22 protein-coding genes are annotated in these 19980 nt (G+C 56.3%); 16 read left to right on the top strand and 6 right to left on the bottom strand.

Annotated elements, in window-relative coordinates; translation table 11 throughout:
- Positions 1-31 precede the first annotated feature (31 nt).
- Genes AC2FFE_RS06035 through AC2FFE_RS06000 form a run of 8 tightly spaced genes read left to right on the top strand, consistent with a single transcriptional unit; the run spans position 32 to position 5004 of the window.
- A complete protein-coding gene (locus tag AC2FFE_RS06035) occupies positions 32-451 on the top strand; it encodes a group III truncated hemoglobin (RefSeq protein WP_496846144.1) in 420 nt (139 codons plus the stop codon).
- A complete protein-coding gene (locus tag AC2FFE_RS06030) occupies positions 448-1188 on the top strand; it encodes a DUF2189 domain-containing protein (RefSeq protein WP_496817854.1) in 741 nt (246 codons plus the stop codon). Before AC2FFE_RS06035 ends, AC2FFE_RS06030 begins: the two co-directional genes overlap by 4 nt.
- Positions 1189-1479, top strand: coding sequence for a TehB-like domain-containing protein (locus AC2FFE_RS06025; protein WP_496817855.1), 291 nt, complete (start codon positions 1189-1191; stop codon positions 1477-1479). It begins immediately after the preceding gene.
- Positions 1469-3088 carry a cytochrome-c oxidase, cbb3-type subunit I gene (gene ccoN, locus AC2FFE_RS06020; RefSeq protein WP_496817856.1) on the top strand — a complete coding sequence of 540 codons (1620 nt, stop codon included), beginning with the start codon at positions 1469-1471 and terminating at the stop codon, positions 3086-3088. The genes AC2FFE_RS06025 and ccoN overlap by 11 nt, the downstream gene beginning before the upstream one ends.
- Before the next feature lie 6 nt (positions 3089-3094).
- Positions 3095-3826, top strand: coding sequence for a cytochrome-c oxidase, cbb3-type subunit II (gene ccoO / locus AC2FFE_RS06015; RefSeq protein ID WP_496817857.1), 732 nt, complete (start codon positions 3095-3097; stop codon positions 3824-3826).
- The gene (locus AC2FFE_RS06010) at positions 3823-3990 is read left to right on the top strand and encodes a cbb3-type cytochrome c oxidase subunit 3 (protein WP_496817858.1); all 168 of its coding nucleotides are present in this window, start codon (positions 3823-3825) and stop codon (positions 3988-3990) included. The genes ccoO and AC2FFE_RS06010 overlap by 4 nt, the downstream gene beginning before the upstream one ends.
- Positions 3981-4853, top strand: a complete 873-nt coding sequence (ccoP, locus tag AC2FFE_RS06005; RefSeq protein ID WP_496817859.1) for a cytochrome-c oxidase, cbb3-type subunit III — start codon at positions 3981-3983, stop codon at positions 4851-4853. Before AC2FFE_RS06010 ends, ccoP begins: the two co-directional genes overlap by 10 nt.
- 25 nt (positions 4854-4878) lie before the next feature.
- The gene (locus tag AC2FFE_RS06000; protein WP_496817860.1) at positions 4879-5004 is read left to right on the top strand and encodes a hypothetical protein; all 126 of its coding nucleotides are present in this window, start codon (positions 4879-4881) and stop codon (positions 5002-5004) included.
- Between the two features lie 43 nt (positions 5005-5047).
- On the opposite strand, the gene AC2FFE_RS05995 is transcribed toward AC2FFE_RS06000, so the two are convergent.
- Positions 5048-5503 (bottom strand): RrF2 family transcriptional regulator, encoded by a 456-nt coding sequence (locus AC2FFE_RS05995; protein ID WP_496817861.1) that lies wholly within the window; start codon positions 5501-5503, stop codon positions 5048-5050.
- Positions 5504-5608: 105 nt separating this feature from the next.
- Between AC2FFE_RS05995 and AC2FFE_RS05990 the strand changes: the two genes are divergently transcribed.
- Genes AC2FFE_RS05990 through AC2FFE_RS05960 form a run of 7 tightly spaced genes read left to right on the top strand, consistent with a single transcriptional unit; the run spans position 5609 to position 10485 of the window.
- Positions 5609-6118: a cupredoxin domain-containing protein gene (locus AC2FFE_RS05990; RefSeq protein WP_496817862.1), complete on the top strand. Its 510-nt coding sequence runs from the start codon at positions 5609-5611 to the stop codon at positions 6116-6118.
- The gene (locus AC2FFE_RS05985; RefSeq protein ID WP_496817863.1) at positions 6119-7579 is read left to right on the top strand and encodes a cbb3-type cytochrome c oxidase subunit I; all 1461 of its coding nucleotides are present in this window, start codon (positions 6119-6121) and stop codon (positions 7577-7579) included.
- Positions 7579-8178, top strand: coding sequence for an SCO family protein (locus tag AC2FFE_RS05980; protein ID WP_496846143.1), 600 nt, complete (start codon positions 7579-7581; stop codon positions 8176-8178). Before AC2FFE_RS05985 ends, AC2FFE_RS05980 begins: the two co-directional genes overlap by 1 nt.
- Positions 8175-8735: a hypothetical protein gene (locus AC2FFE_RS05975; protein ID WP_496846142.1), complete on the top strand. Its 561-nt coding sequence runs from the start codon at positions 8175-8177 to the stop codon at positions 8733-8735. The genes AC2FFE_RS05980 and AC2FFE_RS05975 overlap by 4 nt, the downstream gene beginning before the upstream one ends.
- A 5-nt stretch (positions 8736-8740) precedes the next feature.
- Entirely contained in the window at positions 8741-9565 is an 825-nt protein-coding gene (locus AC2FFE_RS05970; protein ID WP_496846141.1) for a formate/nitrite transporter family protein, read from the top strand.
- Positions 9566-9570: 5 nt separating this feature from the next.
- The gene (locus AC2FFE_RS05965) at positions 9571-10080 is read left to right on the top strand and encodes a hypothetical protein (RefSeq protein ID WP_496846140.1); all 510 of its coding nucleotides are present in this window, start codon (positions 9571-9573) and stop codon (positions 10078-10080) included.
- 39 nt (positions 10081-10119) lie between these two features.
- Positions 10120-10485, top strand: a complete 366-nt coding sequence (locus tag AC2FFE_RS05960) for a c-type cytochrome (RefSeq protein WP_496817868.1) — start codon at positions 10120-10122, stop codon at positions 10483-10485.
- A gap of 177 nt (positions 10486-10662) precedes the next feature.
- Here AC2FFE_RS05960 and AC2FFE_RS05955 read toward each other — a convergent pair whose 3' ends face one another.
- The 4 genes from AC2FFE_RS05955 to AC2FFE_RS05940 form a co-directional block, all read right to left on the bottom strand.
- Positions 10663-11442 (bottom strand): IclR family transcriptional regulator, encoded by a 780-nt coding sequence (locus AC2FFE_RS05955; RefSeq protein WP_496817869.1) that lies wholly within the window; start codon positions 11440-11442, stop codon positions 10663-10665.
- Between the two features lie 11 nt (positions 11443-11453).
- The gene (locus tag AC2FFE_RS05950; RefSeq protein WP_496817870.1) at positions 11454-12812 is read right to left on the bottom strand and encodes a TRAP transporter large permease; all 1359 of its coding nucleotides are present in this window, start codon (positions 12810-12812) and stop codon (positions 11454-11456) included.
- The gene (locus AC2FFE_RS05945; protein ID WP_480499234.1) at positions 12812-13477 is read right to left on the bottom strand and encodes a TRAP transporter small permease; all 666 of its coding nucleotides are present in this window, start codon (positions 13475-13477) and stop codon (positions 12812-12814) included. The genes AC2FFE_RS05950 and AC2FFE_RS05945 overlap by 1 nt, the downstream gene beginning before the upstream one ends.
- A gap of 68 nt (positions 13478-13545) precedes the next feature.
- Positions 13546-14784 (bottom strand): TRAP transporter substrate-binding protein, encoded by a 1239-nt coding sequence (locus AC2FFE_RS05940; protein ID WP_496817871.1) that lies wholly within the window; start codon positions 14782-14784, stop codon positions 13546-13548.
- A gap of 109 nt (positions 14785-14893) precedes the next feature.
- On the opposite strand from AC2FFE_RS05940, the gene AC2FFE_RS05935 reads away from it, so the two are divergent.
- A complete protein-coding gene (locus AC2FFE_RS05935) occupies positions 14894-16489 on the top strand; it encodes a GMC family oxidoreductase (RefSeq protein WP_496846139.1) in 1596 nt (531 codons plus the stop codon).
- A 54-nt stretch (positions 16490-16543) separates the two neighbouring features.
- On the opposite strand, the gene AC2FFE_RS05930 is transcribed toward AC2FFE_RS05935, so the two are convergent.
- Positions 16544-19582, bottom strand: a complete 3039-nt coding sequence (locus tag AC2FFE_RS05930; protein ID WP_496846138.1) for an AAA family ATPase — start codon at positions 19580-19582, stop codon at positions 16544-16546.
- Between the last annotated feature and the right edge of the window lie 398 nt (positions 19583-19980).

Here is a 19980-nt window from a genome sequence, read left to right as displayed (position 1 = left end):
GATAGCAGGTATCTGAAAAACGGCGATACCGATGATACCTGCCCAAGCACCCAAACCAAAAATGTTTGAGATCAGCGCCAGCGAAATTGGGGCACTTGTGTCCCAATTCTACGCGCGGATCAGAGTACACCCTGTATTAGGGCCCGTGTTCAACGAAGCGATTGAAGATTGGCCTGAACATGAAGAAAAGATCGCATCTTTCTGGCGAGGCGCTATCCTGCGGGAAAATGGTTATACGGGAAACCCGATGCAGGTTCATCTAGCGAATTCAGACATCTTGCCAGAACACTTTCCAATGTGGCTTGCGCTGTTCGAAGACACCGCCACACATGTTCTTGAACCAAACGCAGCCGAAGCGTTCTCGGCTCTGGCCAATAGGATAGGCCGTGGATTGTCATTCGGGATTGAGAGTTTTCGCCAACCAGTTGATACCCCGCCGGTGCTGTCATGACGGACTTGGTTTATGCAAAGGCACGGGTCCTGTCTGATCCACCTCTCCAGGTTGTCAAACGCTGGCTGGGCGCAGGGTGGGGCGACCTGAAACGCAATCTGGGCTATTCGCTGCTTTATGGCGGTGCGCTTGTTGTGCTGGGCTGGGTTTGCATTGCCATTCTGATGGTCAATGATCTCGGTTGGGTTCTGCTGCCTTTGCTGGCTGGCGGTGTTCTGGTTGGTCCCTTGGCTACAATCGGTCTTTATTCCGTCGCCAGTGGCAAAGCGGGCCGCAAAGCGGCCACGGGTCAGATTGCGCTGATCGGTGCGATCCTGATGGTCTTTGCCCTGACTTGGATTCGCGCAGCGACTGTGATGTTCGCCATCGTCTACGGGCTTCGCCCATTTTCCAGCTTTGCGGATACTCTGTGGCTGATGGTGAGCACACCATCAGGATGGGCGCTTCTGATTGCGGGCTCTTTGGTCGGAGGGCTTTTTGCGGCCCTCGGATTTGCGGTATCGGCGTTTTCACTGCCCATGCTGGTGGACCGTAAAATTGATGGATTCTCGGCAATGGGCCTCAGCTTCAACGCCACCACTCACAATTTCCAGCTTTGTCTGTGCTGGGGAGCCATCATCACTCTTCTCACTTTGCTTGGGGTGCTGACCGGCCTGTTGGGTCTGATTGTCGTGTTCCCATTACTTGGATACGCGACCTGGCATGCTTATGCCGAGCTTTTTCATGGAGATGCATAAATGACCGATGCGCTGCCAGAAGGCGTGGTGCACTATGCGACCTCGCGATTTACACATGAGAACCTTCCGAAAAACCTGCGCCAGGATCACAGCACCAAAGCAGGTGTCTGGGGTCAGATCGCGGTACAACAAGGACAGCTGTTGCTGTGCCGTGATGACAAGGATGGTCTGTTCTTGGATGGGGGGGATACCGCGGTGTTGGGTCCACAGGAAATTCATTCAGTGAACCCTATTGGTGAAGTCACGTTCGAGGTGCGGTTCCACCGTCAGGAGATGTCCGATGCAGCGTGAAGGTTCTTTTGAAGACGCAGCCGTCCTGTGCGCCCTTGCCGTGGTCTTTGTTGGTGGTGTGGCGATACTGGGCTGGGGCATTCCCATCGCCTACGTGCTGCACGGATGGTTGATTGCCATCGCGGCCGGCTGGGGCCTGATGTGGATGATCAATCGGCTGAGCGAAGCCTCGAAAGACATCCCGCTGGAGTACAATGACAAAGTCATTCGCTTTGGTGTGATCGCAGCGCTGATCTGGGCCATCATAGGGTTCACCGTCGGTGATATTCTGGCCTGGCAGCTGGCGTTTCCCGCGTTGAATGGCGATATGTTCTGGTCGAATTTTGGCCGTTTGCGCCCAGTTCATACATCCGCCGTGATCTTTGGGTTTGGCGGTAACGCTCTGATTGCCACGTCATTCTATGTCGTGCAGCGCACGTCGCGGGCAAGACTGGCCAGTGAAACGCTACCCTGGATGGTGTTCTGGGGTTACAACCTGTTCATGGTCCTGGCGGCTTCGGGATATCCAATGGGTATCACGCAATCCAAGGAGTATGCAGAACCGGAATGGTATATGGATCTGGTGCTGCTGATCGTCTGGGTCGGTTATCTGGGCCTTTACCTGAAAACCCTTTCGCGCCGGTCCGAGCCGCATATCTACGTGGCCAACTGGTACTATCTGGCCTTCATCGTGGTGATCGCGATGCTGCATGTGGTGAACAATCTGTCGGTGCCGGTGTCTATTGCCTATCCCAAAAGCTACTCGTTGTTCTCGGGCACACAAGATGCGATGACGCAATGGTGGTATGGCCACAACGCGGTGGGCTTCTTGTTGACGGCCGGGTTCCTTGGGATGCTGTATTACTTCCTGCCCAAGGCCGTGAACCGCCCGATCTATTCCTACCGTATGTCGATTGTCGGGTTCTGGGGGATCACCTTCCTATACCTCTGGGCCGGGTCACACCACCTGCATTACACCGCTTTGCCTGATTGGGTGCAGTATCTTGGGATGAGCATGTCGATCATTCTGCTGGTGCCCAGCTGGGCCTCGGTGTTCAACGGAATCCTCACCATCAACGGCGCATGGGACAAGGTGCGCACCGACCCAGCCGTGCGCTTCATGATGGTTGCCATCCTGTTCTATGGGTTGGCGACGTTCGAAGGTTCGTTCATGGCGATCCGCCCGGTGAACTCGCTGAGCCACTATACGGATTGGACCGTTGGCCATGTGCACGCCGGCGCGCTGGGATGGGTTGCGTTCATCACCTTTGGCGCGATGTACAAACTGGTGCCCTGGATATGGAAGCGCGAGGGCGTGTACTCCGAACGGCTGGAGGCTTGGCACTTCTGGCTCGCTCTGTCCGGCACGCTGATCTATGTCGGCGCGATGTGGAACAGCGGTATCACGCAATCGCTGATGTGGCAGACCTATGATGCGGACGGGGCGTTCCTGTATTCCTTCCTCGACAGTGTGATCGCCATGCACCCCTATTATGTTGCCCGCGCCATCGGGGGGCTGCTGTATCTGATCGGCGCCTGTATCGGAGCTTACAATATCTACATGACTGTCAGCGGACCGCGCCAGACCGAAACTCAGCAAACCGGACCGCTGATCCAACCGGCGGAGTAAAGGCCGATGAGCACACAACACCAGAAACTTGAACGCCACTCGCTGGGCTTTGCCATGGCGATACTGCTGGTCGCCTCGATCGGTGGTATCGTTGAAATCGCGCCCCTGTTCACAATTGAAAACACGGTGGAAGATGTCGATGGGATGCGGCCCTACACGCCTCTGGAACTGGCGGGGCGCGACATCTATGTGCGCGAAGGCTGCTACGCCTGCCACAGTCAGATGATCCGGACATTGCGGTCCGATATCGAACGCTATGGGCACTATAGTCTGGCGGCAGAAAGCATGTATGATCACCCGTTCCAATGGGGATCGAAACGCACGGGGCCCGATCTGGCCAGGATCGGGGGCAAATACTCGGATGACTGGCATGTGGCACATCTTGAGGCCCCAAGGGAGCTGGTCGAAGGTTCGATCATGCCCGGCTATGCGTTCTTGTCCGATACGCGCCTGGAAACCGGGCATTTGCCAGCGTCGTTAAAGGCCCTCAGCCGCGCTAGCGTGCCGTATACGGATACTCAGATAAAGGATGCCGCAACGGATGCCGCCCGACAGGCAGATGCGGAACAGTATTTCGAAGGCGAGCTGCAGGAAAGCTATGGCGAAAATGTTCAGGTCCGCGACTTTGATGGCCAGCCGGACAGGCTGACCGAGATGGACGCGCTGGTCGCCTATCTACAGGTGCTGGGGACCCTGGCCGATCTGGACAGCTTGGACCTAGAGGAGATCAACCGATGACACATGACGCGGTTCTGGTGTTCTCGAAAACCTGGGGCGCTATTTATTTGCTGGTTGTATTCCTGGCCGCCGTTCTTTGGACTTACTGGCCGTCGCGCCGGAAAGTCTATGATGATGCTGCGCAATCCCCGTTGGACGGGCAGGAGGACCAGCCATGGCGCTAGAGGAAAAAGATCCTGTCTCGGGCACCGATCTGACGGGACACGAATGGGATGGTATCAAAGAGCTGGATACACCGGTCCCACGGGCGGCGCGATGGGCGCTGTGGATCAGTATTTTTATCGCAGCGTTGTATTGGGTGTTCTACCCTTCCTTTCCGGGCGCGCGCGACTATGCCAAAGGGTTGCTGGGCTACTCTTCGCGATCCGAGGTCGCTGCGGAGCTTAAACAGGCGGATGGAGAGCGTCAGGCGAGTTTCGCGCCCTTTGAAGCGGAAAACATCGAAGAACTGGCGGCTGATCCAACGCTTGAGGCACGGTATAGCGCGTCGATTTCCAAGCTTTACGCCGACAATTGCGCGGCGTGCCACCGCAATGATCTGAAGGGTCAAATAGGGTTTCCCAACCTTGTAGACGGTCATTGGCTGTGGTCGGGTACACCGGAAGAGATCGAAGCAACCATCCGCTACGGGATCAATGGGCAGCATGACGATACGCGCCTCGCTCAAATGCTGGCCTTTGGGGCTGATGGTCTGCTTGAGAAACCTCAGGTGTCGGAGGTGACCGAGTTCGTCTTGTTACTGTCCGGGCAGCCGCACGACGCGACCGCAGCCGAAGCCGGCCAGATTGTCTTTGAGGAAAACTGCGCGTCTTGCCATGGCGATGACGGTCGCGGCGGGTACGAGATTGGGGCACCCGATCTGGGAGATCAGGCCTGGATCTACGGTGGCGACCGCGAGGATATCTACAAAAGCATCTACTATGGCCGTCAGGGTGTGATGCCTGCGTGGCAGGGTCGACTGACCGATGCACAGATCAGAATGCTGACCCTGTATCTGCTGTGGAACGCAGAAGATGCGCCAAGCTGAGGAAAACCCAAGATTCAGAAGGGCCATGTATCTGATGATACTGGCCCTTCTGGCCGGGTACATTGGCTTCAAGGCCTGGCATCTGTCCGTGGCCTTCGATGCCTGGGATGGCCAGGAAATTGAAGGATCAGTTCCCGGCGCCGCCAAGTGATGAGTGGGCCGGAGCGCGAACCATTGGCTCGCGTGTAACGGCCTCAGGCAGAGAGGCGGCTCGCCTCTAAAGAGCGGATCAGATTTCTCATCCCCCGATTGCCTTCCAAAACATCTTGCAGCGTTTTGCCGTCTATCGCCGCAAAAAAGGCCTCTTGCGCTTCATTGAGAATAGGCAGCAAGCCGCAGGCCGGAGTCATCACACAACAGCTCCCACCTTCTTTCATGCATTCGACTAGGGGCGTCCCACGCTCGGACTTGCGTAATAGCTGACCGATGGAAATCGCTTCGGGCGGAAGGGCCAACCGCATCCCCCCATTCCGGCCGCGCACGGATTCCACATAGTTTTCATGGGCAAGCCACTGCGAGATTTTGGCCAGATGGTTGAACGGCAGGTTCTGCATGGCCGCAATCTCGCGCGTCGACATTAACCCCTCTTCGTGCGTGGCGAGGTGGATCAGGATGCGCAGGGCGTAATCTGAGAATTTGGTTATCTGCATACGTCTTTTTCTCACAAAAAATAGGATTTGAAAATACCTATTTATTGACGTCGGCAAGAATCGACTATAATACGCATTACTAATACCCAATAAAGGAGAAGGCTCATGCAGCCAGTTGTATTATTGATCTCATTGATCCTGATGGCGGTGCTGTCGGTCATCTTCTGGCTGGCGGCGCGCGCCGCGCAAGGCGATGCGCCCGGACCAAAGGCGAATACCAAACGCACGGCATTGATTTGGGCGATGACGATCGTGGGCGTGATCGTCTCGGTCGGGTCGTTGCGGCCATGGCCGCATGCATTGGCCTCCACGAGTGATGCGATGGACGTGCATGTCAGCGGTGGCCAGTGGTGGTGGGATATCGACACCACGGAAATCCCCTTGGGCACACCGGTCAATTTCAATGTCACGACCGAGGATGTCACCCATGGCATGGGCATCTATGACAGCGACCTGACATTGCTGACACAGGTGCAGGCGATCCCCGGCTACACCACCAAGGTCACCTACACCTTCACCGAACCCGGCACCTATCAGCTGCTGTGCATGGAGTTCTGTGGGGTGGCCCATCACGACATGGTCAATGAATTCGAAGTAGTAGCGGCGGAGGAATAAATGAACACTGCATCTGAACCAATAGCGGCGGCACACACCGCAGCAGAACCTCAGGCCGGAGCGGTCAAGCTGACCATGATCCTATCAGGTGCGGTTTTCGCGCTTATGATGATCTTTGGTTTGATCATGCGCGCCGCGCAAAGCCAGTGGATCGAGCTTGATCCGGCGCTTTTCTACCAGATCCTCACCGCCCATGGCGCAGGTATGGTCGGGACTGCCGCGCTGTCGGGTGCCGCGATCATGTGGTATTTCTGTGGTCGCCATGTCGCGCTGTCTGCCGCGATTTTCTGGGCCTTTCTAGGTCTCTTCCTGTCGGGTGTTGTCCTGATCCTCGGTTCGATCTTTATCGGTGGATTTGGCGGCGCATGGACGTTCCTTTTCCCTCTGCCGGCCTTGTCGGGCGGCGCCTGGGAGGCCGGAGCTGCCGCAGCTTTCATGCTGGGCTACACCGCCATCGGCGTCGGTTTCCTGCTGTACTATCTTGAACTCGGGCGGCAGATCCATGCCCGCTATGGCAGCCTTGCACGGGCGCTTGGTTGGAACCTGATCCTGGGACGTGCCGATGACGCCCCTCCACCGCCCACCATTGTCGCGGCTGCTGCTGTGACCATTTTCAACTCGATCGGCATCATTCTGGGTGCGGCCGTTCTTGTGGCCAGCCTGGTGCATCTGCTGGTTCCGGGTTTTGAGGTCGACGCGTTGCTGGCGAAGAACCTGATCTACTTCTTCGGTCACGTCTTCATCAACGCCTCGATCTATATGGCGGTGACTGCGGTTTATGAAATCCTGCCCGAGTACACCGGCAAGCCCTGGAAATCGAATCGCCTGTTTGCGATCGCCTGGAACGCTGTTCTGATCTTTGTGATGGCGGTTTATTGGCACCACCTGTTGCAGGACGTCGTTATGCCGCCCTGGATGTTGGTGGTCGGACAACTGGTATCCTACTTCAGCGGCATCCCCCTGATCGCGGTCACGGCCTTTTCGACCTTCCTCTATGTGCGCGGGTCAAAGATGACCTGGGACCTGACGTCATCGCTGCTGGTTCTGTCTGTGGCGGGATGGTCGGTAGGGTCAATCCCGGCGTCGATTGACGGAATGATCAGCGTGAACAAGGTAATGCACAACACCATGTGGGTTCCCGGTCATTTCCATACCTACCTGCTATTGGGTGAGGTCGCGATGGCCTTTGGTTTCATGGCATGGCTGGTGCGCGGCAAAACCATTGCCGAGATGGGTGGATTGGATCGCGCGGCTTTTGTGACTTACCTTGCCGGGGCTGCCGGGTTCGTGATTGTGTTCCTGTTCTCGGGTGCGGCGTCGATCCCGCGTCGCTGGGCAGTGCATTATGACGAATGGCTGACCCATGACCGGATTGGCACTGTCTTCAGCGCGCTGGTTGTGCTGGGCACGCTGATCTTCGTCCTGCGCTATGTCGCGCGCCTTGGGCGGAGCAACGGGTGATGTTGCTTCGTGTCCTCCCTTCGGTGGCAATCGCCTGCATGGGCGTCGCGGTGCTGTGGCAAGCGACCGATGGCGCGCAGGCCTTCACCAGCGAGGCCGCCCGCAGGCTGGATGTGGTGCGCGCACCACGTCCGGTCCCGGTGGTCCAGCTAGAGGACATGTCAGGGCAGCGGGTGCCCCTGCTGCCGACTTCAAACGAAGTAGTTCTGGTGGAATTCATCTACACTGTGTGTGGGGATATCTGCCAGATCGCAGCGGCGGATTTCGCCGATATTCGTGATCAGCTGGAGCTGCGGAATGTTCCGGTTCGGATGATCTCGGTCAGCTTTGACCCCGAACGTGACACGCCAGAACAGATGACCGTTTATGGCGAAGCCCATGATGCGGACGGGGATATGTGGACTGTGGCGCGCCCCAGTTCAACGGACCTGCCCGGTTTGCTTGATCTGTTTGATGTCACGGTCATTCCTGATGAATGGGGCGGGTATCAGCACAACACGGCTATCCATGTGATTGATCCAGATGGGCAGTTCTCTGCCGTGTTCGACACCGATGCCGTCGATGCGGTGCTGAACCATCTGACGGAGCGTGAATCATGAGGATGATCTGTTTGGCGGTCCTTGCCACAGCCGAGGCGGTGGCGCTGCGCGCCACTGTTGTCGAAAGTCCGATCCAGCATGTTCTGGTGCAGATGCCGTTACTGGTTCTGGCGGGTGTGCTGCTTGTGTGGGACGTTCGCGCCCGCCGCGATCACGCGATCCCCTTGCTGCTTGTGGCGCTGACGGTCTTTCTCTTCTGGATGTTGCCGCGCAGTGTTGACTGGGCGCTGACGCCCAGTGGCGAGGTCGCGAAATACCTGAGCCTTCCTTTGTTTCTGGGTGTTCCGTTGCGACTGTCCTGGCCTCATCTGGGCCCGGTTCTGCGTGGGTTTCTTAAGGCCAACGCGCTGTCGATGCTGGGTGTGCTTGGCTTCTTGTACACCCACGCACCGATCAGAATCTGTAACTCTTATCTGGTTTCGGCACAGCAGGATCTGGGCCTTGCCTTCCTGTACCTCGCGGCAGGCCTGGCCTGCCTCTGGGCCCTCCCGATCTTGTTTGGACATGCGCATGACCAAAGGCCGACCCCGGCCGATTGCGCAATTTGTGGAGCGTAAACACGATGACCTATGCGGACACTGTTCGGGGCTTTGCGGAACTGGCACAAAAGAAAAGCGCCAGCCTGCAATCGGACCCGATCGCCTTTTTGATCCTCGCGCTGAAGGCCGGAGCCTTCGTCGGCGCAGGTATCCTGCTTATCTTTTCAGTAGGGCAGGGGGTTGATGCCTCGATCCGCCCGATTGTCATGGGGGCCAGTTTCGGCATCGCGCTGACGCTTGTGGTGTTTGCAGGCGCTGAGCTTTTCACCGGGCACACCATGTACATGACTCACGGTCTTCTGACGCGAGCCAGCAGCCTGTCAGATCTGCTGCGTTGCTGGATTGCCAGTTGGGCGGGGAACCTGACTGGGGCAATCTTGCTGGCCCTGTTGTTTGTTGCAGGCGGAGGCGGGCTTGTCCTGGGGGCAGGTGAAGACGCGCTGTTTTACAAGGTTGCCGCAAAGAAGATGCACGGCACAGGCCTGGAGCTTTTTGCCAAAGCTATCCTGTGCAACTGGCTGGTGTGTCTGGCCCTGTGGTGCTCGGCGCGCGCAAAAGATGATGTCACGAAATGTATCATCATTTTCTGGTGCCTCTACGGATTCATCGCAGCAGGCTTTGAGCACAGCGTGGCCAATATGACCGTGTTTGCGTTGGCCCTTTTTTCAAATCACCCCGATAGCATCTCGTTTGTGGGTGCAGCCCATAACTTGACCTTCGTCACGCTTGGGAATGCGTTCGCTGGCGCGGGGATCATGGGCTACGGCTATTGGCGCGCAGCGTCCAAGCCCGTGCTTGGGACCGTCGATACCATTAACGCGGACGAGAAGCTGGTTTCCCGAGGATGATACACATGGAAAAGACTGCCTCCACCGCCGAGAACAAACACCTGCGTGCCCCGTCTGCAATTGCAGAACTTCCACTGGCAGCCCTCACATTCATTTGGGTGGGCGCAGCGATTTCCGGCAATATGATCGCCGCCCCGGCAAAGTTTCAGGCACCGTCTCTGACCATGCCGGTGGCTTTGGATGTGGGTCGTATCCAGTTCCACTGGATCGGACTGTTTGAAGCGTTGTGCGTGTTGGCGCTTGTCGGGCTTCTGGTGTGGAGCAGATGCAGGCCTGGGTTTCCGTTGCTGGCAGGCATCGCCGTTTTTGCGTTTCAGCGGCTTTGGATCATGCCATCGCTGGATGCAAGAACGCTGTCGATCATTGCCGGTCACCCGGTCGGAGAAAGCCATTTGCACCTGGTCTATGTTGCGGCGGAAATCCTGAAGATCGGGTGTCTTATCTGGGCAGGGGGCCAGGCCATGACCTCGATTAGCCGCAAACTTAATAACGGCGCCCGGTCGTCGGAATCTTGAAACAGTTACAAACCGCTCACGAAAGGAAAGGTTGATCTCATGAGAGATATTGTTTTGGCTATCACATTGGTATTGGGAAGCGTTCAGACCGCTGTCGCCGAAGGCGATCCCGCCGCTGGCGAGAAGGTGTTCAAGAAATGCGCGGCGTGCCATTCGGTGGACGAGAGTAAGAAGAAAGTCGGCCCCACGATGCAGGGCGTCTGGGGTCGCGAGGCCGGTTCGGTCGAAGGGTTTAAATACTCCTCTGCCATGGCAGAAGCCGGGTATGCCTGGGATGACGAACACCTGACCGGTTTTCTTGCAGCACCCAAGAAATACCTGCCGGGTACCAAGATGTCGTTTCCGGGGCTGAAAAAACCGGAACAGATCGAGGATCTGATCGCCTATCTCAAAACGCTGCAATAGGGCGGTGTGGGTTGGTCAAATTCGACTAACCGAATACTTCATCTCTTCTGAAATCGAAAATGGCGGGCAAAGTGTTGCCTGCCATTTTTGGTTGCATTGCCCGATCAAAAAACAGTTTGGTTCTCGCCTAGAATTCAGAGAACAAACCGGCGCTGCAATGGGTGTATGCGGAACTGATCATTCCGCCAAAAGTGCCGAGAGATCAGCTGCCCCTTTTTGCAAAATCTGCAAAAAAGACATGAGGCTATCGACATCATGACGCTGGGTTGGCGCATGAACGGAAAGTGTTGCGACTAACCTGTCCTGCCCATCCTGAACCGGCACTGCAAGTGCGGTCATCCCGGTCATGAACTCTTCATCATCGGTCGAGTATCTGTTGTCGGCGATACGTTGAATTTCCGTGCGTAACGCGTTGGGGTCAGTCAAAGAGCGTTCGGTCTGCGGTTGCAGATTGCCAGCCGAAAGAAAGCCATCCAGCGTTTTTTGACGCAATGTGGACAGGTACATCTTGCCACTGGCGGTGCAATGAAAGGGCACTTGTGTCCCGACGGGCAATTGAATGCGCAAAGGCCATTTGGTTTCGACCCGGTCCAGATAGATCATGCCTTCACGGTCCGGGGTGGCGAGGTTGCAGGTCTCGCCGACTTGTTCGGCTACGCTGCGCAAGATCGCCAGACGCGCCGTGCGCAAGTGTTCGGACGACATCGTATTGACCGAAAGCAACCTTAGCCGGTGGCCGGGGCCGTATGAGCGACCATCCAGGTCACGCTGCAGGAACCCTTCGGCCTCGGCGGTTTGCAACAAGCGGTGGACCGTTGGCTTTGCCAGTCCCAATGCGTCGATAAGATCAGATGGTTTTACGGCAACCCCGCGCCGCGCCACCTCCTCTAGTATGAGGAGAAGGCGCAAGTTGGTCGGGATCTGAGTTTCTTTTTCTTGTGTTTCCGTCAGGGCCATCCCGCAACAGTCTAGTTATTTGGCAGCAGGATCAAGGCCAGATCGGGCACAAGCGAAACCAAAATCCATACCGACAGCAAAGACACTAGATAAGGTACGGTGTATCTGAGCAGACGGAAATAGGGCACGCCGGTCACGCCTGAGGCGACATACAGGTTCAGCCCGTAAGGCGGCGTAATGAAGCCGATGGACGCGCCGACCAGGAAGATCACCGAGAAGTGGATCGGATCAATGCCAACCGAGGCTGCGATTGGGGCCAGGATCGGGGCCAAAATAATTGTTACCGGCAGGCTCTCCAGCACCATACCTGAGAAGAAAACGATCACCATCGAGGTGAACAGAACCGCATAATAGCCGCCCATGGAGGTCACAAAATCACCGATTGTTTGCTGAGCACCCAACAGGGACAGGATCTGCTGCATCACAACCGAAACGGCGATCAGCGGTGCAAGGATACCTGTGATCTGGGCCGAGCGAATGACGATTGAGGGGATTTCGGGGATCGTGAAGCCCTCGACCACGAACATCTCGGCAAAGGTCTTCTCGGTTGGCGGGATGTCGTTCCGCGCGCCCATGATGCGGTTGATCGGATAGCTGACCAGACCTGCGATGACGCAGAAACCAACCGTCACGCCGGCCGCCTCTGTGGGGGAGAATTTACCAGTGTAGATGCCCCACAGCACCAGTCCGATAGCGAAAAAGCCCAGCCATGCCCCGAACGCCGTTTTTAGCACACGGTTCAACTGTAGCGGGATCAGGTGGCCCCAGCCGTTCATACGACAGATGATCCAGCAGGCAAATTGCATCCCGATGACCATCAGCGCGCCGGGCAGGATGCCCGCCACGAATAGCTCGGAAATCGGCAGGTTCATCAGGAACCCGTAGACGATAAAGATAATGGACGGCGGGATGATGATCCCAACAGTCCCGCCCGCCGCAGCGGTTGCGGCGCTGAATCGTTCATCATAGCCGCCCTTGACCATCTCGGGGTGCAGCATTGAGCCGATGGTGGCTGTTGTCGCCGAGTTCGACCCCGAGATTGCTGCAAACAGCCCGCACGCGCCCAGCGAAGCCATCGCAAGCCCGCCCCGTATCCAGCCCAGACAGGAATAGGCGAAATCGCTAAGCCGTCGCGCGATACCGGACTTGTTGATCAGATCGCCGGTTAGAATGAAGAGTGGCATCGCTAAAAGGGCAAAACCTTTGTTGAAAACATTCAGAAGCTCTGCACCCATGTTGTCCAGCGTCAGGCCAAGGACAAAGGAACAGCCGATGACCCAGTAGCCGATGACCAGAAGAACCGGTACGCCCAGCATGAACAGAAAGGTGACCCCAAGCGAGATCAGTGTGACCATGGTTCCATCTGTCATCAGTCTGCTCCGATCACGGCCTGTTTGATCAACGGCTCGCCTGTTTTCCAGTTATGTAGATCGTCGGCGAGGTTTTGAAACACTCGTCCAACCATCAAAAAGAACGACAGCGGCGCGGCCAGAAGGAACCACCACTGCATGATATTGTCGGTCCCCAGGACAATCTGGAAGTTCGAAGCTGACAGCGCCACCAACCGCGTGGTGGTCACGATGACGATGACTGCAAAGATGAACCAAAGGACTGCATCGAGTATCAGACAGGCCAGTTGACCGCCGCGGGGCATGGAGGTGCGGAATTCGCTAAAGCTCAGATGAGTGCGCAGGCGGACATTGTAGGAGGCGCCGAACCATGCCATCACCATGAACAGCAAGGGCGGAATGGTCGTTGACCAAGGTTCTTGATCATTGAATACAAACCGGTCAATCACGCCCCAGAAGATGATGAAGGCAATCGCCAGATAGGAATAGACCATCACGGACCGTTCAAAATGGCGTTCGACAAAGGGCACTTTCCGGTAGACCCACATGATGAGTAGCCCACCCAGGGCCGCGACGATTGCGCCCAAAACCCATGTCGCGTCGGATTCCAGTGCAGATTGTATCTCGAATGAATCAAAGGTGAGAAGAGCGCTAAAGATAGCGCCTATGTCTGCCCAAAATGACATGAGCCCCGTCCTCCCAGTCGGTGTTTTTTGGAACCGGCCCGAAGGGGCCGGTTCTTGAAGAGCTTAGATTAGGCTTGGCCCATCCACCAACGGCGCGGCTCGACATTTTCCGGCAGGGTGTCGGCCGGAATTTCACGCGCGATATCGTAGATTTCCTGATACGTATCGATGCCGCCAGCCCATTTGTTCAGGCGTTCACGCCACTGCGCCCAAGGTTCTGGGTTATAGTTCGGAGCGCACATTTCTTCGGCCAGTTTGATCTGATCGTCCGGCAGGAAGGCCGGGCGGACACCGTTCTCGGCAAAGATCGTGTTGGGAAGCTGGGGCTCCGAGAAGCCAACTGTGTTCAACAACGCGGCCTCATTCGCACCTTGAATCAACGCCTGAGTGAAGTAGGAAGACTCCATCACTGCGTCTTGCAAATCGCCGCCCAGGCTGTCGAACACCTTGGCCGACATAGAGGTATGTTCGGTGCCGCAGAAGAACTTCAGGTTCACCGACTGCGAAACCACCGGCGCCATGTTGGCGTAGGCCACGGCCGAGGCCCACGTCTCGGCCCCGTCGATCAAGCCGGTCTTCAACGCGTCCAGGGTTTCTTCCCAAGCGACAGGAACAGGGTTCAGGTTTAGCAATTGCATGGCAATCCGACCCAGCTGTGTACCTGTTACACGGTTTTTGGTGCCAAACAGTTCTTCCAGCTTGGTCACGGTTGGCTTGTCGGCAAAGGTCGAACCCATTTGCAAACCACGCAACTCGCAATGGGTGAACAGGAATTTTAACCCATGCCGTTTCTCAAGCGGATCGCGTAGGATGCGTTGGCTCGCTGGGCTGTAGAAGAAGTGATACTGCGCCGCGCGGCTGGGGAACATGTAGGCATAGTCCAGAACGTTCAGATAGGGCGCGCCGCCAGCCGAGTTTTGGGTTGATGCCGCATAGATATCGACAATGCCCTGCTGGGTTTTCTCGACACAGCTCAGCTGACCACAGATCTGGTTATCGCCGATGAACTCGATCCGAATCTCACCATCGGTGCGTTCTTCAAGATCGCGCGCGAACTCGATAGCTCCGGCGCGTTCGATCAGAAGGTTTCGGGTGTTGAAGCCAGAGGCGCCAAACTTCAGCGTGTGCTTTGGTTCTTTGGAAAAGCGCTTCTCATAAGTAGACTCAGCGGCCTGCGCCAAATTCGCCAGACTCATCGCGCCACCGAACCCGCCAGCCGCCAGTAGCGTCGAGCTCATGCCGTAGCGTCCGGCCACGCGGAAGAAATCCCGCCGCGAAATACCACTTAGTTTTTGACCAATCTCCATTGCTTACCTCCCTGATCGCAAATAATGAGACTATTTGTATCAAAAAATGCTAGTATAATTCTTGCATCTTGCATAGAGTTTTTTTCAGCGACTTTGGGAGGAGGCAGTCATGGAAGTGGATTATGCGGTTGTTGGCGCGGGGTCTGCGGGCTGCGTTATTGCCAATCGGCTCAGCGCTGATCCCAAGAACACAGTGGCCCTGCTAGAGGCCGGCGGGCGCGATACGAACCCCTGGATTCACATTCCCGTCGGTTACTTTAAAACGATGCATAACCCGTCGGTCGACTGGTGCTACCGGACGGAGCCCGACCCCGGCCTGAATGGTCGATCCATCGACTGGCCGCGCGGCAAGGTCTTGGGTGGCTCATCTTCGCTTAACGGGTTGCTTTATGTGCGCGGACAGAAAGAAGATTATGACCGCTGGCGTCAGATGGGCAATGAAGGCTGGGGCTGGGACGATGTGTTGCCCTTGTTCAAACGCAGCGAAGATCAGGAACGGGGCGTGGACGAATTCCACGGTGTTGGCGGGCCCTTGTCTGTGTCGAACATGCGCATTCAGCGCCCTATCTGTGACGCATGGGTCGCCGCCGCGCAGGCCGAAGGCTATCCCTTTAATCCCGATTACAACGGTGCCGAACAGGAGGGCGTTGGGTATTTCCAACTAACGACGCGAAATGGTCGCCGTTGTAGTGCCGCCGTCGCCTATCTGAAACCAATACGCGATCGTCAGAACCTGAACATCATCACTAAAGCTTTGGTGTCGCGGGTGATCCTGGACGGCAAAAAGGCCACCGGGCTGGTATACCGGGATAGATCGGGTGTGGAGCACACTCTGAAAGTGCGGCGCGAGATTATCCTGTCGGGTGGGGCGATCAACTCGCCCCAGATTTTGATGTTGTCAGGGATCGGAGACCCGGATCACCTCAAGGAAAATGGCGTTGAACCGCTGCACGCGCTGCCGGGTGTTGGCAAAGGTCTTCAGGATCATCTTCAGGCTCGGCTGGTCTTCAAATGCAATGAGCCCACGTTGAATGACGAGGTGCGCAGCCTATTCAATCAAGCGCGTATTGCATTGAAATACGCCCTATTCCGCGCAGGACCGATGACCATGGCGGCTAGCTTGGCCACAGGTTTCATAAAGACTCGCCCAGATGTCGAAACGCCAGATATTCAATTCCATGTTCAACCCTGGTCCGCCGATAGCCCGGGGGAGGGCGTGCACCCGTTTTCAGCCTTCACAATGTCTGTTTGCCAGTTGCGCCCGGAAAGCCGCGGAGAGCTTAGGTTAGACGGCCCTGATCCATCCACGCATGTCAAAATCATACCGAATTACCTGTCCACAGAAACCGATTGCCGCACTATGGTTGATGCGGTGAACATCGCCCGGCGGATTGCCAAACAAAATCCACTTGCCTCGAAGATCTCTGAAGAGTTTCGACCATCGGCTGAGCTGAGCCTTGACGACTATGAGGGTACATTGGATTGGGCCAGATCGAACACCGCATCAATCTATCACCCGACAGGTACCTGCGCGATGGGACAGGCCGAGACATCAGTTGTCGATGCAAAACTGAAGGTCCATGGAGTATCGAACCTGCGCGTCGCGGATTGTTCGATCATGCCGGAAATCGTCAGTGGCAACACCAATGCACCAGCGATCATGATCGGTGAAAAAGCAAGCGATCTGATACTGGTAGAAGCCTGACGCGCGGACTGACCGGAGTTGAGGTTTGCCTCCCGTCGAATGTGCAGACCTAAACTACTCTAGAAGTAGTTTGAATGATGGATGGCGTTCCGCGCCGCTTGGCATAATCTCTTGAATCGCTAGCGGAATCTCATCCGATGAAGACAGTTTCAGGCGTCTGCGGCTGTCTAGAATATGGGCCAGCCAGGCACGTGCTCCGATATCTCGGGCCATTTGTTCTGCGTGATCCAGATCTCTAACCAGTACATCTGCAGGTGCTTTTGCCAGATAGCGAGATTCTGCGCGCAGCCGGAGAGTTTCGGGCCAGATCATCGTGTTGCCCCGGGCGTTTTCGGGCGTGTCAATCCTTGCCCACAGTCCCTCGGCGTCTTCATGTCGCCCCACGCAAGCATAGGCATGCGCCAACAGAGCTTCATGGTATCTGGTCAAAAATCGAATGCCCAGAGCCTCTGCACCCGCGATTGCGGCTTCCAAGTCAGCCAGCGCTGCTGCGGGGTTTTCGTTGTGATAACGCGCGGCAGCCATCCAAAGATTTGCGCCGACAATCCAAAAGGGTTGTCCAAATGTTTCAGCCAGTGCTTTGGCCTGTTCCAGTTCTTCGCGGATCGGTATGCCACTTGGCGCGTAACAGCGCGCTGCTGTGCTGAAAACGCGAATATATGGGACAAGTGGTGCAACATCCAACCGTTCCCCATGCGCGCGGGCCGAAGCCAACGCCTGCTCCCAGCCATCCGCATCACCCGCGATAAAGCGCCCGTGCGCCCGGAATAGATGGACCAGTTCCAGACAGTCCATCGAATAGGTCATTACATGCAGCTTATGTTGGTCAAAATCATACAGTTCGGCGGTGCGCTGATAGGCTGCTTCCTGCGCGGCGAATTCACCAAGGCTGAAACACGTAACCGATCGTGCGCAGTTTGAAACAACGCCTAGCTTGGGCTCGACTTTGGCAATGTGTTCCATGCGCTCAACCATTCGCACGGTGCCCGACACATCTGACAGTGTGAAAGCATGGGTCCAGATACCCCATGCGATCTGGAATTCAAGCTCACCACCCCCGGCGATCGTTTCGCACAGTGACAGTGCATTGCCATAGGCTGCGGCCGCACGAGCGGAGCCAAACCCCTCCTGCTGAACCAGCGCGTTACCAAGTACAAATTCAGTCGACATTTCCAGGCGATTGCGCAGATCCTGATCTTCGATTTTCTGTAGTAGCCCCTTGGCAATTTTAGCAACACGCACGCTTTCTGCGATCTCACCGCGCATGGTTGCGACCTGAGCGGCCTCGGCCAGTTTCGGGATGGCCTGCGCATAGTCTTCGCACCCCATCAAGTGCTTTGCTTCGATGATCGGATTGGTCTTGAGAGTTTCAGGTGCAATCGCCCGATAGGCCTGCAGCGCGTCCCCATGCAGCTTGCGGGCGCGCGTGTTCAACATGGATGTGACCACCGCATCGCGCAGCAGCGCATGATCGAAGGCAAGCTCGTTGGCACCCCTTTGCCGAAGCAAACTGCGATAGACAAGCGTGTCCGTGGTCTTTTGGACCTCGTGCATTGGTTTGTTCATCATGGCAGCAGCTACGTCCGTTGTTGCATAGTCCTGCAGGACGGCGACAACCTCGACCAGCTGCCTTTCATCCTCATCGACATCTAGCCGTTGTTGAAGGGCTTCAATCAGGTTTTGCGGTATGGTCGCCTCGATACTCGCTTGCGGCTGTTCCAGTAGGGTCATCGTGTAATGGTACACATAAAGCGGTATGCCATTCGCCCGTTCGATTATCTTGTCGCGTGTTGATTGGTTGAGCCGGGCATCCGGGTCTAGAAATCCAATCAGCCTGCCCGCAGAGTGATCTGCAAGTGGGGTCAGATCGATGCGCAGGTCTGCTTCTACCTGCAGATTTCGCCCTTCCAGCCTGTGTGTCGCCAACAAAAACAGCGGTTGGTTGCGAAAAACCTGCGAAAGTAGGGTAAGGAACGCAACAGAATCCTCATCAAGCCATTGGGCATCGTCGATGAACAGTATGAGCGGTCCCTTGGCAAGCTCGCGTTCGAGTATTGCTTGCAACGCTTCTGTGATCCGGCCTTGGCGGACGATTGGCGCGACAGGTATTTGCGACATATTCAAGAGGCGCTGAAGACCGTCTAGCATACCTTCCGGAGCCCATTCCTCGAGGGAAGCAGCGGGGTCCGTTCCTTTCTGTTCTTGAGCGATCAACGTACGTATTGCGGCGTTGAAACAGGCATAGCTCTGCTCGCTGCGGTGAAGGGATCCCATGACGCGTATGACGTTTGCATCCGGAACTGACGCCAGGAATTGCTCGGCCAGCATTGTTTTGCCGTAGCCTCCGGGGGCCATAACATCTGCAAATGTAAATCGGCCCGATACAGCATCCGCGTAACTAGTGCTGATCTGATTTATCAGGTCGGAGCGACCAAGCATCGGCTGTCCGACCGGGTTCAATTCGACTTGCCCGTCCCAAAGCGCATGTTGATCCTGAAAACCTGGTTGGACATTCAAGGCATCGCCTGTCACCAAGGGGGGCTGATCACCTGTCAGGTGCGGAACGTCAATCGCCCAGACATCGATGGGATTGCGAAAGCCTTTGAGCGTTGTCTCACCAACGTCTCTGAGGTTAAGCGCCGCCATATCGATGGACCGCCTGACTTCGGATGAAAAGAAGATGCTGCTTGGGCTCGCCAGCGATTGCAGACGCGCAGCGCGGTTCACCGCGTTACCGATGGCCAGTGCTTCCTGAGCCGCCTCGCCGGCGCGCACGATGTTTACAACACTCCACCCGGTTGCGATGCCGCAACAAGCTTGCAAAAGCTTTCCCTGTATTGTGAGTGCCGAGGCGATTTCGATGATCCTGATTGCGCAAGCAACTGCAGTGGCAGCGCTGTTTTTGATCGACCTTGGGTACCCAAAATAGGCCATGGCGCCATCGCCCATGTACTTCGCAACAAAGCCGCCCGCATTTTGGATTTCCTGCTGGCACTGGCTTTGAAAGCTCTGAATCACCTCGAACATGGCTTCATTGCCAAAATGCTGTGTTGCATCGGTTGAGCCGACAAGGTCGATGAACACAACGGTCATGTATTGGGATCGTGCTTCGCTGGCTTCTCCGATACGGGCGCCGCAGCTTGAACAGAAATTCACGCCAGCTTGGGATGGCCTTCCGCAGCGTGTACAAATCATCTCAGTCATTTGGCCAGCTTCCTCAGGATCTTTAACTCTGCATGGGGAAACGGGTCGTTGAAAACCGCGGGACGGTTCTGAATATGCGTCAAAGCTCAGACATCTAGTACCCAATTCGGGGTCAGAATTCGGGAATGAGATGCCTGGTTGCACGTTCCCCCGTTCGTGCAGCGTACCAAGCGCGGTCAGCCTGATCCTGCTGACCAAAGCATAGTGTATTTAGATATAATGCTCGAAATATGCTGTTTTGTCGACAAATTCGAAACGCTAACGCCATCTCTCTTCGGTTAGAACTT

It is taken from the genome of Ruegeria sp. YTSA168, assembly GCF_059610045.1.
This window is presented reverse-complemented; position numbering and strand designations above follow the sequence as displayed.